Source organism: Mycobacterium sp. NTMscope_Eco_3 (assembly GCF_976985685.1).
The window spans coordinates 4,861,618-4,875,385 of sequence record NZ_CDRJYZ010000001.1 but is presented as its reverse complement, the minus strand read 5'-3'; the positions used below and the strand labels follow the sequence as shown (position 1 = coordinate 4,875,385).

The 13,768-nt window shown below is 67.1% G+C and carries 11 protein-coding genes; 3 read left to right on the top strand and 8 right to left on the bottom strand.

Translation table 11 applies throughout. The annotated features are described in order from the left end of the window. Positions 1-3 precede the first annotated feature (3 nt). Positions 4-378, top strand: coding sequence for a nuclear transport factor 2 family protein (locus tag AC0KTM_RS22605; protein ID WP_225328288.1), 375 nt, complete (start codon positions 4-6; stop codon positions 376-378). 16 nt (positions 379-394) lie between these two features. After that, positions 395-1,270, top strand: coding sequence for a glucose-1-phosphate thymidylyltransferase RfbA (rfbA, locus tag AC0KTM_RS22600; protein ID WP_225328287.1), 876 nt, complete (start codon positions 395-397; stop codon positions 1,268-1,270). Here the strand turns inward: rfbA and AC0KTM_RS22595 are convergent. From AC0KTM_RS22595 to AC0KTM_RS22575, 5 genes are all read right to left on the bottom strand, one after another. Continuing rightward, positions 1,212-2,477, bottom strand: coding sequence for a YibE/F family protein (locus AC0KTM_RS22595; protein ID WP_472416724.1), 1,266 nt, complete (start codon positions 2,475-2,477; stop codon positions 1,212-1,214). The two genes, rfbA and AC0KTM_RS22595, sit on opposite strands and share 59 nt — an antisense overlap. Positions 2,478-2,509: 32 nt before the next feature. Next, positions 2,510-3,814, bottom strand: coding sequence for a pyridoxal phosphate-dependent aminotransferase (locus tag AC0KTM_RS22590; RefSeq protein WP_238957001.1), 1,305 nt, complete (start codon positions 3,812-3,814; stop codon positions 2,510-2,512). A 32-nt stretch (positions 3,815-3,846) separates the two neighbouring features. Beyond that, positions 3,847-6,864, bottom strand: coding sequence for a (Fe-S)-binding protein (locus AC0KTM_RS22585; RefSeq protein WP_225328284.1), 3,018 nt, complete (start codon positions 6,862-6,864; stop codon positions 3,847-3,849). A 251-nt stretch (positions 6,865-7,115) separates the two neighbouring features. Next, entirely contained in the window at positions 7,116-8,810 is a 1,695-nt protein-coding gene (locus AC0KTM_RS22580) for an Hsp70 family protein (RefSeq protein WP_472416722.1), read from the bottom strand. A gap of 96 nt (positions 8,811-8,906) precedes the next feature. Then, positions 8,907-9,443, bottom strand: a complete 537-nt coding sequence (locus AC0KTM_RS22575; RefSeq protein ID WP_225328282.1) for a hypothetical protein — start codon at positions 9,441-9,443, stop codon at positions 8,907-8,909. 740 nt (positions 9,444-10,183) lie between these two features. On the opposite strand from AC0KTM_RS22575, the gene AC0KTM_RS22570 reads away from it, so the two are divergent. After that, on the top strand, positions 10,184-11,533 hold the full coding sequence (locus AC0KTM_RS22570; protein WP_472416720.1) for a sugar porter family MFS transporter: 1,350 nt from the start codon (positions 10,184-10,186) through the stop codon (positions 11,531-11,533). Positions 11,534-11,579: 46 nt separating this feature from the next. On the opposite strand, the gene AC0KTM_RS22565 is transcribed toward AC0KTM_RS22570, so the two are convergent. The 3 genes from AC0KTM_RS22565 to AC0KTM_RS22555 form a co-directional block, all read right to left on the bottom strand. Continuing rightward, positions 11,580-12,308 (bottom strand): hypothetical protein, encoded by a 729-nt coding sequence (locus AC0KTM_RS22565; RefSeq protein ID WP_472416718.1) that lies wholly within the window; start codon positions 12,306-12,308, stop codon positions 11,580-11,582. A 180-nt stretch (positions 12,309-12,488) separates the two neighbouring features. Next, the gene (locus AC0KTM_RS22560) at positions 12,489-13,220 is read right to left on the bottom strand and encodes a hypothetical protein (protein ID WP_472416716.1); all 732 of its coding nucleotides are present in this window, start codon (positions 13,218-13,220) and stop codon (positions 12,489-12,491) included. Next, a complete protein-coding gene (locus tag AC0KTM_RS22555; RefSeq protein WP_472416714.1) occupies positions 13,220-13,762 on the bottom strand; it encodes an LpqN/LpqT family lipoprotein in 543 nt (180 codons plus the stop codon). The genes AC0KTM_RS22560 and AC0KTM_RS22555 overlap by 1 nt, the downstream gene beginning before the upstream one ends. Positions 13,763-13,768: the final 6 nt, after the last annotated feature.

The following is a 13,768-nucleotide window of genomic DNA, read 5'->3' as shown; positions in this document are numbered from 1 at the left end:
ACCATGACCACATCGGAGATCGCCACCGTCCTGGCATGGCACGACGCCCTCAACGCCGCGGACATCGAGACCTTGGCGTCCCTGTCCAGCGACGACATCGAGATGGGCGACGCGCACGGGGCCGCGCAGGGCCACGAGGCGCTGCGCAACTGGGCCGCCGCGCACCGGCCGGCCACCGAGCTCGGCCGGATGTATGTGCACGACGGCGTCGTGGCCGTCGAACTGAAACCCAGTAGCCCCGGCGATCCGGGAGCTGAAACGGGCACCGCGTTGACGTTCCGGGTGGTGCGCGACCACGTCACCTCCGTGTTCCGGCACGACAGCCTGGCGTCGGCGTTGGCGGCCACCGAGCTCACCGAATCCGACGCCGTCGACTAGGCACCAGGAGCCACCCATGCGCGGAATCATCTTGGCCGGCGGGTCGGGCACCCGCCTGCATCCGATCACCACGGGCATCAGCAAGCAGTTGCTGCCGGTCTACGACAAACCGATGGTCTACTACCCGCTGTCCACCCTGATGATGGCCGGGATCCGCGACATCCTGGTCATCACCACCCCGCATGACGCGCCCGGATTTCAGCGACTCCTGGGCGACGGCTCGCAATTCGGCGTCAACATCAGCTACGTGACACAGGACCGGCCCGACGGTCTGGCCCAGGCGTTCGTCCTGGGCGCCGGCCACATCGGCAACGAGTCGGTGGCTTTGGTGTTGGGAGACAACATCTTCTACGGTCCCGGGCTGGGTACCAGCTTGAAGCGCTTCCAAACCATCAGCGGGGGAGCTGTTTTCGCCTACTGGGTAGCCAATCCGTCGGCCTACGGTGTGGTCGAGTTCAGCGACGACGGCCTGGCGCTGTCGTTGGAGGAGAAACCCCAGACGCCGAAATCCAATTACGCGGTGCCGGGTTTGTACTTCTATGACAACGACGTGATCGAAATCGCCAAGGGGCTCAAGAAATCGGCGCGCGGCGAGTACGAGATCACCGAGGTCAATCAGATCTATCTCAACCGGGGCCGGCTCTCGGTCGAGGTGATGGCCCGCGGAACGGCCTGGCTGGACACGGGCACGTTCGACTCGCTGCTGGATGCCAGCGACTTCGTCCGCACGCTGGAACGACGGCAGGGCCTCAAGGTCAGCGTGCCCGAGGAGGTGGCGTGGCAGCAGGGCTGGATCACCGACGAGCAGCTGGCCGAGCGCGCGCACAGCCTGCTCAAGTCGGGGTATGGCTCCTATCTGTTGAATCTGTTGGAGCGGAGCCGATTTCACTAGGTTTGGCCAGCACCGCCGCGATGCCCGTCGTCAGCGGCACCGACAGCGCCAACGCCATCCCGCCCACCGCCGAGCGGGCGATCTCGATGGCCACGCTCTCACCGGTCAGCACGTCGGTCAGCGAGCGGTTGGCGACGCTGAACAGCAACAGCAGCGGCAGCGAACTGCCGGCATAGGCCAGCACCAGCGTGTAGACGGTGCTGGCGATGTGATCGCGCCCCACCCGCAGGGCGCCTACGAAGATCGCCCGCCGCGAGCCGCCGAGGCGGGCGAGCTCGAAGACCGTCGAGGCTTGGGTCACGGTGACATCGTTGAGCACGCCCAGCGATCCGATGATGAAGCCGGCCAGCAGCAGTCCGCCGATCGACACGTTGCCCAGGTAGGCGCTGACGGTGGTGTTCTGTTCGTCCGAGAGCCCGGTCAGATGCGCTAATTGGATTGCCGCCCAAGATAATCCGGCGGCGAGCAGCAGCGCCGAGAGGGTGCCCAGCAGCGCTGCGCTGGTCCGCAGGCTGACGCCGTGGGCCAGGTAGATGACCGCGTAGAGGATCGCCGCCGATGCCACCAGCGCCACCGGCACCGCGGGCGCGCCGTCCCGCAGGGCGGGCAGCAGGAACATGACCAGCACCACGAACGCGACCAGGATGCCCACCAGCGCGAGGAGCCCGCGCCAGCGCGCGACGGCCACGATCACCACGGCGAACGCGATCGCCAAACCGACCAGCGCCCAACCCCGTTCGAAGTCGTAGAACGCGTAGCTGGTGGCGCCCTGGTCGTCGACCTGCCGTACGACCCGAATGCGGTCGCCCACCGCGAATTTCGGCTGGCCGGGGCCGGGGGAGGATTCCAGCAGCGTGGTGGCCCCCGCGTTCGGTCCGGAATCGACGGCGACCTGGGTCAACACGCAGCGTCCGGCGCCCGGCGCGGCGGGCTGGGGCGGGCCGGTGAGGACCTGGCTGACCGACGGGCTGCCGCAGTCACCCAACCCGCTGGACAGCACGTGCCCGGCCTGCGTGCTCACGGCGCCACCGGACGCGCTCTGCAGCGGCATCGGAATGTCGACGCGCTGACGGCTGGGCCACAACAGGATCGCGCCGACGGCCACCGCCACACCGATCGCGACCAGCAGCCCGACGACGACCCTGGCGGGCAACGGATCAATGCCGGACGGGCCTGGCGGCATGCTGTGCGAGTGGGAGTGCGTCACCCGGTCGAGCGTAGAGGCGGTTTCCTGGGCGCTTACTGGCGATAGCCGACGAGGAAGTTGCCCAGCCGCTCGATCGCGGCCGCCAGATCGCGGGCCCACGGCAGCGTCACGATGCGCAGGTGATCCGGTGCGGGCCAATTGAAGCCGGTGCCCTGGGTGACCAGAATCTTCTCCTGCAGCAGCAAATCGAGGACGAGTTGCTCGTCGTCGTCGATGTCGTAGACCTCGGGATCCAGCCGCGGGAAGGCGTAGAGCGCGCCGTCCGGCTTGACGCAGGACACCCCCGGAATCTCGTTGAGCTTGGTCCAGGCGACGTCGCGCTGCTCGAGCAGGCGGCCGCCGGGCAGCACCAGGTCGTCGATGCTCTGGTAGCCGCCCAGGGCGACCTGGATCGCGTGCTGGGCCGGGACGTTGGGGCACAGCCGCATGTTGGCGAGCAGGTTGATTCCCTCGATGAAGCTGCCCGCGTGGTCCTTGGGCCCGGTGATGGCCAGCCAGCCGGCCCGATACCCGGCCACCCGGTACGCCTTCGACAGCCCGTTGAAGGTCAGGCACAACATGTCCGGCGCCAGCGAGGCCAGGTTGATGTGCTTGGCGTCGCCGTAGAGGATCTTGTCGTAGATCTCGTCGGCGAGCAGCAGCAGCTCGTGTTTGCGCGCCAGTTCGACGATCTGGGTGAGGACTTCGCTGGTGTAGACCGCGCCGGTCGGATTGTTCGGGTTGATCACCACCAGCGCCTTGGTGCGGTCGGTGATCTTCGACTCCATGTCGGCGATGTCCGGCTGCCAGCCCTGCGTCTCGTCGCACAGGTAGTGCACCGGCGTGCCGCCCGCCAGCGAGGTCGACGCCGTCCACAGCGGGTAGTCGGGCGACGGGATCAGCACCTCGTCGCCGTTGTCGAGCAGGGCCTGCAGCGTCATCGTGATCAGCTCGGACACCCCGTTGCCCAGGTAGACGTCGTCGACGTCGAAGCGGGGGAATCCGTCGACCAGCTCGTAGCGGGTGACCACCGCCCGGCGCGCGGGCAGGATGCCCTGCGAGTCGGAGTAGCCCTGGGCGTAGGGGAGGGCCTGGATCATGTCGCGCATGATCACGTCGGGCGCCTCGAAGCCGAACGGCGCCGGGTTGCCGATGTTGAGCTTGAGGATGCGATGACCCTCGGCCTCGAGCCGCGCGGCCTGCTGATGTACCGGGCCGCGGATCTCGTACAGGACGTCCTGAAGCTTCGACGACTGCGCGAAACTCCGCTGCTGCCGGTGATGACCCGGCGGGTGCGGTGGCAGCTGGTGAGGCAGCTGGTGGGTGGTCACATCACCAATGGTGCCATCACTGTCCACTGAAATTTGCTGTCAAGCGTAAAAATCCCAGGTCAGCGCTTGCCCGGCGGACGCGCCCCGCGGGCGATGCCCAGCCCTTTCACCGGCGGCTGAGCCGGTGCATCGTCGCCGTCGCTCTGCTTTGCGGGCTCCGGTTTCGGTGCCGGCTCGGCGTCGGCCTGTGCCTGTTCGGCGGGCTCGGCTTCTGCTTTCGGCGCCTCGGCCTTCGGGGCCGCCTTCTTCGCGCCGGGTCGCTTGGCGCCCGCGGCGATGCCCAGGCCCTTCACCGGCGCGGCGGGGGCCTTGGCCTCGGGTTCGGCTTCGGCCGGCGCTTCGGCCTCGGCCTTGGGAGCCTCCGCCTTTGGTGCCTCGGCCTTGGGGGCCTCGGCCTTGGCGGGTGCCGCCTTCTTCGCGCCGGGCCGCTTTGCGCCGGCGGCCAGCCCCAGCCCCTTCACGGGTGCGGCGGGAGCCTTGGCTTCGGTCTCGGCCTCGGCGGCCGCCTCGGCTGGTGCCTCGGCCTTGGCCGGTGCCGCCTTCTTCGCGCCGGGCCGCTTTGCGCCGCCGGCGATGCCCAGCCCCTTGACGGGCGCGGCCGGCGCGGCCGCCTCGGCCTTGCCTTCCGCGCCTTCTGCGGCGGGTGCGGCTTTCTTCGCGCCCGGCCTCTTGGCGCCGCCGGCGATGCCCAGCCCCTTGACGGGCGCGGCCGGCGCGGCCGCGGCCTCGGACTTCGGGGCCGCCTCGGCGGGCGCCTCCTCGGCCTCCTCGACGGGAGCGGTCGCCGTGGCCGTCGCCGCCTTGGGCGCCTGGGCCGCCCGCTGCTCGGCTTCCTTGGCGGCCGTGCCCTTTTCGGGCAACGTCGCCTTGTCGTACTCCAGTGACGCGAGCAGGATCTGCGCGACGTCGAGCACCTCGACGCCGGAGCGCCCGGCCTCCTCCTGCCGGTCGTTGACGCCGTCGGTGACCATCACGCGGCAGAACGGGCACGCGGTGGCGATGGTGGCGGCCCCGGTGGCCAGCGCCTCGTCGACGCGTTCGTGGTTGATCCGCTTGCCGATGTGCTCTTCCATCCACATCCGCGCGCCACCGGCGCCGCAGCAGAAGCTGCGCTCGGCGTGCCGCGGCATCTCGGTCAGGTTCGCCCCGGAGGTCCCGATCAGCTCACGCGGCGCCTCGTAGACCTTGTTGTGCCGGCCCAAATAGCAGGGGTCGTGGTAGGTGATGTCCTGGGACACCGGGGTCACCGGGACCAGCTTGTTGTCCCGGACCAGCCGGTTGAGCAGCTGGGTGTGGTGCAGCACCGAGTAGTTCGCGCCGAGCTGGCGGTACTCGCGGCCCAGGGTGTTGAAGCAGTGCGGGCAGGTGACCACGATCTTGCGGTCGACGGTCTCGGTGCCTTCGAACAGCCCGTCGAGGGTTTCGACGGCCTGCTGCGCCAGCTGCTGGAACAGGAACTCGTTTCCCGAGCGGCGCGCGGAGTCGCCGTTGCAGGACTCGCCGGTTCCCAGCACCAGGTACTTCACCCCGGCGATGGCCAGCAGCTCGGCGACGGCCTTGGTGGTCTTCTTGGCCTTGTCGTCGTAGGCGCCGGCGCAACCGACCCAGAACAGGTACTCGTAGCCGTCGAAGCTGTCGACGTCCTCGCCGTAGACCGGCACGTCGAAGTCGACCTCGTCGATCCAGTTGGTGCGGTCCGACGCGTTCTGTCCCCACGGATTGCCCTTGGTTTCCAGGTTCTTGAACAGCACCGACAGTTCCGAGGGGAACTCGGACTCCATCATCACCTGGTAGCGGCGCATGTCGATGATGTGGTCGACGTGCTCGATGTCCACCGGGCACTGCTCGACGCAGGCGCCGCAGGACACGCAGGACCACAGCACGTCGGGGTCGATGACACCGCCCTGCTCCTCGGTGCCGACGAGCGGGCGGGTGGCCTGCTCCGGGCCGGAGCCCATGACGCGGCCGAAGCCCGACTCGGGAACGTGGTGGGCCTCGGCGTGCTCTTCGCCGGACAGCTCCTCGCCGAGCCCGCCCGCCGGCGTGCTCTCCAGCGGGCTCTCCTTGTCACCCAGGATGTAGGGCGCCTTGGCCATCCAGTGGTCGCGCAGGTCCATGATGACGAGCTTGGGCGACAGCGGCTTGCCGGTGTTCCACGCCGGGCACTGCGACTGGCAGCGGCCACACTCGGTACAGGTGGCGAAGTCCAGCATGGCCTTCCAGCTGAAGTCCTCGACCTTGCCGCGCCCGAATGTCGCGTCGTCGGGCGGGTTTTCGAAGTCGATCGGCTTGCCGTCGTATTCCAGCGGCAGCAGCGGGCCGAGCCCGTCGGGCAGCCGCTTGAAGATGACGTTGATCGGCGCCGTGAAGATGTGCATGTGCTTGGAGTGCAGCACGATGATCAGGAACGCCAGCATGACCGCGATGTGCAGCAGCAGGGCCGTCGTTTCGATGATCTCGTTGGCGGGCTGGCCCAGCGGACGCAGGATGACGCCGAACAGTTGCGACAGGAAGGCGCCGTTGCCGTAGGGCAGCGTGCCGTTGTTGACCGCCGCTCCGCGCACGAACACGTAGGTGAAGACGACGTTGAAGATCATGAACAGCACCAGCCAGGCACCGCCGGTGTGGGAGCCGTAGAACCGGGACGAGCGGCCGATCTCCTTCGGGCTGCGCATCAAACGGATGATGGCGAAGGTGACGATGCCCAGGAAGACGGCGGTCGCGAAAAAGTCCTGCAGGAACCCCAGCGCGTCCCACCGCCCGATGAACGGGATGTGGAAGTTGTCCTGGAAGAGCAGACCGTAGGCCTCGATGTACACCGTGAGCAGGATGAAGAAGCCCCACATGGTGAAGAAGTGCGCCAGGCCGGGGATCGACCACTTCAACAGCTTGCGCTGCCCGAAGACCTCGGAGAGCTCGGCCCAGATTCGTTTGCCGGGTTCGTCGGTGTGCCCCGGGGACGGCTTGCCGGACGTGATCAGCTTGAACAGCCACAGGACCCGTCGTCCGGCGAGCGCGGCCACGACCAGCGTCATGCCCATGCCCACGACCAGCCTGATGAGCATCTGCGTTGTCACAGAAGGTCTCCCCAATGCATAGATAATTCGGCCTGTGCTTTATTTGCCTGCTTAAGCCCCGCTCATAGTTACATCTTCGCGGCTTTCGGCGCGAGAAAGGCTGCCCTAACTTGGGCGTCGTCGGCACCTCTGGCCTGCTAGTTGATACCTACCCGCCGGATGTGACGTTTGTCCGAGTGACCAGCGCCACCAAATTTCGTTAAATAACCCTTTTCCGTGGCCCTTTTCCGGCCGGTCCGCAATCGTTCGCGTCAGCGCCCGAATGGGGGCTGGAAGATCGGCGGCAAGGGCCGTACCCGCGTGGTCGTCGTCGGCGCCGCGCTGGTGGTGGTCGCCTGCGATGTCGTGGTGGGTGGCGCGGTGGTGGTCGTCGTGGTGATGGTCGGCGGGGGCGTCGTCGTTGTGGTGGTCGACGGCTCCGGCGGCGGTGTCGTGGTGGTCGTGGTGGCCGGCGCCTCGCTGGACGGTGGCGGCGGGGCCGGAACCACGGTGACCGTGGTGCTGTCGTTCGGCCCGGTGATGGTCACCGTCTGCGGTGGCGGCGGTTGGCTGGGCGGCGTCTTCGGAGGGGCCGGGGTGGACTTCGTCATCAACAGGCCGATCGCCAGTGCCGCGGCCACCAGCACCGCCACCACCGCCCCGGCCACGGTCAACACCAGCGCGGTGCGCTTGTACCAGGGCAGCCCGCCCTGCTCGGGATACTCGAATTCCCGTGCTTCGCTGGCGTATTCGCCGGTGGCGTCGCGACCCGTATAGGGCACCGGCTCGTCGGAGTCGGAGTCGGAGTCGGCGTCCTGCGACCAGGCCAGGGCGTCATCGACATCGGTGGCCTGGGCGGCCCACGCGGCCTGGGTCACGCCGACCCCCGCGGTGCCGACCATTTCGGTCGGCGTCTCCACCGCGGCGGCCGCGGCGGTTTCAGCGCCCCCCGCTGCGTACTGCGCACCGAGCGCGGCCGCGCCGACGGCGGCGAGCGACGCCGGCTGGGCCGCGCTGCGGACCGGTACCCCGAAGCGCTGCGACAACCGCGCGGTGATCAGCGGGATGCTCGCGCCGCCGCCAACGATCGCCACGGCGCGCAGGTTGGCGTGCGGAATCTGGTTGCGCTGCAACGTGTCTTGCAAAGAGGTGACAAACCGGTCCAGCGGCGGGGAGATCAGTTGCTCGAACTCGGTGCGGGTCAGCTCGGCGGTCTCCCCGGAGGGGCCCGCGACGGCGCTCACGGCGGCCGTCGACAGTTGCTCCTTGGCGCGCCGGCAGGCGGCGAGTAGGCGGGTCTGTGACCCCATCCGCGCGGTGCCGCCCAGGACGGCGGTGCTGACATCGGCGGCCAGCAGGTGGTCGACGATGAGCTGATCGATCGCGTCGCCGGAGAACTCGGTGTGCCGCACGGCGGGGCCGACGGGCGCAAAGCCGGCGTGGGCGTTCATCACCGTGACGGTGATGCCGCCGGCGCCGAAGTCGCACAGCGCGATGACGCCGTCGGTGGGAAATCCCGGCGTGCCGCGCAGCGCCGCAACCGCGGCCGTCGCGTCGGAAACCAGCATCGGCGCCACCCCGCCGCGCGCGAGTTCCGACTGGGCGAAGAACTCCTCGCGCAGCGCCGCGAACTGTTCGTCGGACCAGTAGGCGGGGACCGCGATGCTGATCGGTGTCCCATAGCCGACCGTGCGGGCCATCGCCTCGATCGCCTCGACCGTCAGCGCCGCGCCGAGGTACTTGGTGCCGTCGGCCGCCACCAACGGAGCCCGGTCGCCAACCCGCTCGACGAACCCGCGCAGCACCAGGCCGGGCGCGGTCAGGTTTGGATTTTCTTCCGGCAGGCCAACTTCGGTGGGCCGCTGCTCGAACAGGGTCAGCACCGAGCTGCGGGTGACCGGAGCGCTGCCGGCGCGGGCCGCCACCAGGTTGGCCACCCCGATCGATAGCCCGAGCGACTGGCTCATGTCCGCACCCCTGTGTCAGTTGTCCCGTGGATTGCAGCGAGTCTAGGGCGCCGGAGGCGCCGCGTCGCCGAGCGTGATCGGCCTGCCGCCGACTGGTTAACGCAGGCCCGGCGGCACGGTGATGACCGTCGGCACCTGCGGAATGGTGATCACCGGCGGCAGCTGCGGCAGATGGTGGCGATGGGTGGGCTGCTGCGTTTGTTGTCTGGTGGGCTGCTGCTGCGTCGGCTCCTGGGCCGGCGGCTGTTCTTCCGCGCTGCTGCTGGGCTCGGTGGTGGTCGTCGTGGTCGACGTCGTCGTCGTTGTCGCCGAGGTGGTGCTCGTCGTCGACTTGGGGAGGTGGTTGACGTTCTGGTCGCCGTGAATGAGCTCGATGATGCCGAACACAATAAGGGCGATCAGGATGACGACGGAGATCAGCCAGGCGATGAGCATCGCGGGCTTGCGATACCAGGGCGTGGTCTCGGGCTGCTGGTCGAACGGGTCGAAGCCGTGGGGCTGCTCGAAGCCGTGCGGCGGCTGGGGCGGGAAGTTCGGTGGCGCGACTTCGCCGGTCGGCGGCTCGCTCATGCCGAAATCGGCTTGCTGCGTCGGCCGGTTGTGGAAGTCATCGCGTGGACCGTTGGATGCCACGGCACCGATGGTACTTACCGCACCTGCCAGTCTGCTGATGCCAACCCCTGACGGGTCGGTCGCGTCGCTCAGAAGGACGGGTGCGGTTGCTCACAGAGAGCGTGCACTCAGGTCCGGAGCCAACCGCTAGGCTGTGGCGCTCAACACACCCGCAACACCATTTCCGGCCGAATGATATTGCAGTACAGCGTAATTCGATCAGCACCTCGTTTTTGACTTACAAAGATATTCGTGACAGTGTCTTTTCCCGAATCGATGTGGAAGTCGAACGGCAATCCCGCATCAAGCGCGGCGCCTCCCGGGCCTGGGCAGGCCAGCGAGTAAGCCGCGCGGAATCGCTGGATACGCGAACACCTTGACCGTGCCGGCGACCAACACGTACCCGCCGTCACAGCAGCGACGCCCGGTATGACATCGGGCCCTGACACCGCGGCGAGCGACCATGCAATCCGAGCGCAGGGTAGGGAGGCGATCACGATGCCCGGCCGGCCCGCCCCTCAGCCCCGGGTTCGTTGTCTCCGCTACCACGATCGGCTCTGCTAGTGGCCGCCGATTCGACAGACCGCGAATGGTGGTCAGAAGCCGGCGATGACGCCCCGACGGTGGCGAGCCAGCGCCGTCGCGTGGCGGACTTGCCCAATGGGACTGAACCGGCAAAGTGCACGGATGGGGCCCACGAGGAAGCCTCGCACAGTGCAGTTGGCGCCGGCGCGGAGGCGGGAAAGCAACTGACGAGCGCCGTGGTCGTCATTGCGCTCGTCTCGGCGATCTCGGGGATGCTCTACGGCTACAACACCGGTGTCATCTCCTGGGCCCTATTGCAGCTCACCGAGGAGTTCAACCTCACCGCGGCCTGGAAGCAGGTGGTCGCCGCCAGCATCCTGCTCGGCGCCATCGTCGGGGCCTTGGCGTGCAGCTGGCTTTCCGACCGGTTCGGCCGGCGCGGCACACTGTTGATGCTGGCGGTGGTGTTCATCGTCGGCGCGCTGTGGTGCGCCGACGCGCCGGATGTCTTTGTGTTGTCGCTGGGAAGGCTGGTCCTGGGCTTCGCCGTCGGCGGGGCGACCCAGACGGCCCCGATGTATGTCGCTGAGCTCTCGCCGTCGGCTTACCGAGGGCGGTTGGTGCTCTGCTTCCAAATTGCCATCGGGGTGGGCATCCTCGCCGCTAACCTCATCGGGGTCTTTGACTCGGTCTCCTGGCGGGGCCCGACCGGAATCGCGTGCGTACCCGCCGCGGTCATGCTGTGGCTGTTGTTGCGCCTCCCGGAAAGTCCGCGCTGGCTGGTCAAGCAAGGTGAGCGAAACGCTGCACGAGCCGTGTTGGAGCGGGTCCGGCCCGACGGCTACGACGTGGGTGCCGAGCTGGACGAAGCGACCGAACTCGCGCGCATGGAACGCAAGGCCAGCACCCGCGGGTGGAGCGGGCTGCGCGACGCCTGGGTGCGTCCGGCCCTGGTCCTGGGTTGCGGCATCGCGGTGTTCACCCAGCTCAGCGGCATCGAGATGATCATCTACTATGCGCCGACCATCCTGACCGACGACGGCGTGTACCGGTCCGTGGCTCTGCTGGTGTCGCTGGCGTTGGGTGCGACGTACGTGATCGCCCAGCTAGTGGGGTTGGCCATTATTGACCGGGTCGGCCGGCGCCGGCTCACCCTCATCATGGTGCCGGGCGCGGCGATCAGCCTTTTCGCGCTCGGGCTGATTTTCGTCACCGCCGACAGCGGTCACGATGTCATCGCCTACATCATGATCTGCCTGATCGCCTTCATGGTGTTCAATGCGGGCGGCCTGCAGCTGATGGGATGGCTGACCGGCTCGGAGACCTATCCGCTGGCGGTGCGACCGGAGGGCACCGCCGTGCATTCGGCGACGCTGTGGGGGACCAACCTACTCATCACGCTGACGCTGCTGTCGCTCATCAATGCGATCGGGGTCGGGCCCTCGATGTGGCTCTACGCGTTGTTCAACGTGGCGGCGTGGATCTTCGTATTCTTCCGCATGCCCGACCTCACCGGTAAAAGCCTGGAGGAAATCGAAAAGAACCTGGCCGAGGGGAAATTCCGACCGTCAGACTTCGCACAGTGACGAATGCGCTTGCGCGGCAGGCTTTTCGGGCTGACGTGCAGCGCGGTCACACGCCGGCCGTTGGCTGGCCTCGCAGGATCCGTTCGATCCGGTCCAGCAGTTCGCTCGAGTGGTCGTGGGCGCCGTCTTTCCAGGCCACGAGGGCGTTGAACAGGTTGACCGGCTGAACGGTCAGTCGCAGGCCGAGCAGCACTGTCTTGGTGGTGTCGCTACCGACCTCCATGGGTCGGTAAGTGATAGCGACTTGCAACGATTGAAGGCGCGCCTGCGCGATGAGCCTGAGTTCGATCGATTCAACCAGCTCGCGCCGGATTTCGGTCAGCTCGCTCCCACGGTCGACCAACCGCACGGTCAACGCCGACGGGGTGATGCAGAGAAGGCAACGTCGCCACATGCGAACGACGCCCCACACGGTCAGTGCGGTCACACCTAGAAGGAAAAATCCGCCGTACCGCAGCCACGCCGGGTTGCCGGGCCTGGACCCCAAATCGACCATGGCGAGTGCCATCAGCGGGAGCAGCAGCGTCGTGCCGTATGCGTTACCCTCGTACCAGGGAATGTAGCGGCAGACGATCTCGTCACCGGCGCGGCTGACCGCGGCGCGAAAAATCCGGCGCTGACCGAGGAGGATGATGCCGCCGACCACAGCCACGCCGACAGCGAGAGACCAACTAGCTCCGACCAGCGCGTCGATGACCGCCAATAGGCACAGCGCGCCGACGAAGGAATAGCGCAGCACGCGCCACCAACGGGCTTTTTCTCCGCCGCCGACCATCAGTGCCCCTCTCGTGTTGCGATTAGCGGGGAGTAATGGCACGCGGATAACCAGTTAGGCGCCCACTCCAGCGGTGGATCGTATAGCGCGGTCGCTGTCAGTCGCGCGATCAGCGTCTCCCATTCAGCCGTGATTATCTGTGATGCCGACTCGCTGTCGATGATGCCGATGCGCGACGCGTCACACGCCAACGGTGGAATGGCCGCGGAGAATCCGTTCGACCCGGTCCAGCAGCTCGCTGGGGTTGTCGTGGGCGCCGTCCTTCCAGGCCACGAGTGCATTAAGAAGGTTAATCGGCTGAACGGTCAACTGCAGACCGAGCAGCAGTGTCTTGGTCGGATCATTGCCCAAATCTGCTGCCCGGTAGGCAATTGCGACTTGCAACGACTGGCCGCTCCTTCCATTCGGGACGACCTTGGGCTCGATCGACACGACACACTCACGCCTGATTTCGGTCAACTCCTCTTTGGGCGCAGTCAGACGCACGGTCAACGCCGAGGGCGAAATACGCAGAAGGCACCGGCGCCACATACGTACAGCGCTGGAAACGAAGAGTGGCGTCAGAACCAGCAGAAGGATCCCGGTAAACCGAAGCCATGCCGGATTGCCGGGTGCACACCCCGCGCTGATACCGGCGACAGCTAGCAAAGGGATCAGCACGTTCAAGACGTACACATTCCCCTCGTACCACGGGATGTATCTACAAATAATCTCTTCGCCAGCCCGGGTGACTCCCGGCCGAAAAATTCGGCGTCTTCCGAGGATGAACATGAGTGCCGCGCAAAATGCGATCAGGGACAGGTACCACTGCACGCCGACCGACATCGCTACCGCCGCAAGCAGGAATAGAGCGGCGCCAAAGGTGTAGCGCAGTCTCCGCCCCCACCGGCCGCTTGTCTCGTCGTCGACCATCAGTGACGGTCGCGCGTCGTGGTCACGGGAGCCGGACCAGCCGGCGCGGCACCCATTTGTACAGACAGCCAGACATTTTCCCGCTCTACCGGTGAATCATGTAGGGCGGTCACCGTGAGTTGCGCAATCAGCGTCTCCTGTTCAGCCGAGATGATCCGCGATCGTGACACACTGTCGATGGTGCCGAGCTCATGGGTAATCTGCATCGCCAGCAACCCCTGAATTCCGATGGATTCAGCTGCGGGGCCGAGTTCCCGGCGCACCTCATAACATTTCGGCGTCGTCTGCAGCTGCTGCTCGACCAGCATCGCGAAAACGTCCGCGGGGTCCAGGGCGGTCTCGACACGATGCATCGTCAACACCGCGTTAGCGCCGAATGTGTCGATGCACGGGTCGGCGCGACAAACCCATACCCGGGCCCCAACTGCGGAATCGAACGGTTCCCAACCCCGTGGTACCCCGACCTCCACGACAAGCCCGGCGAATCGGTCGACCGGGGATACAGCAACGCCGTGCTTCTCTATGAACTCATCAAATCGCATCGTCGC

Bases quoted from the DNA above. Each gene is read 5' to 3' on its own strand.
- AC0KTM_RS22605 (WP_225328288.1), top strand. From the start codon at position 4: ATGACCACATCGGAGATCGCCACCGTCCTGGCATGGCACGACGCCCTC.
- rfbA (WP_225328287.1), top strand. From the start codon at position 395: ATGCGCGGAATCATCTTGGCCGGCGGGTCGGGCACCCGCCTGCATCCG.
- AC0KTM_RS22580 (WP_472416722.1), bottom strand. From the start codon at position 8,810: ATGAGCCAGTCGCTCGGGCTATCGATCGGGGTGGCCAACCTGGTGGCG.
- AC0KTM_RS22565 (WP_472416718.1), bottom strand. From the start codon at position 12,308: ATGGTCGGCGGCGGAGAAAAAGCCCGTTGGTGGCGCGTGCTGCGCTAT.
- AC0KTM_RS22560 (WP_472416716.1), bottom strand. From the start codon at position 13,220: ATGGTCGACGACGAGACAAGCGGCCGGTGGGGGCGGAGACTGCGCTAC.
- AC0KTM_RS22555 (WP_472416714.1), bottom strand. From the start codon at position 13,762: ATGCGATTTGATGAGTTCATAGAGAAGCACGGCGTTGCTGTATCCCCG.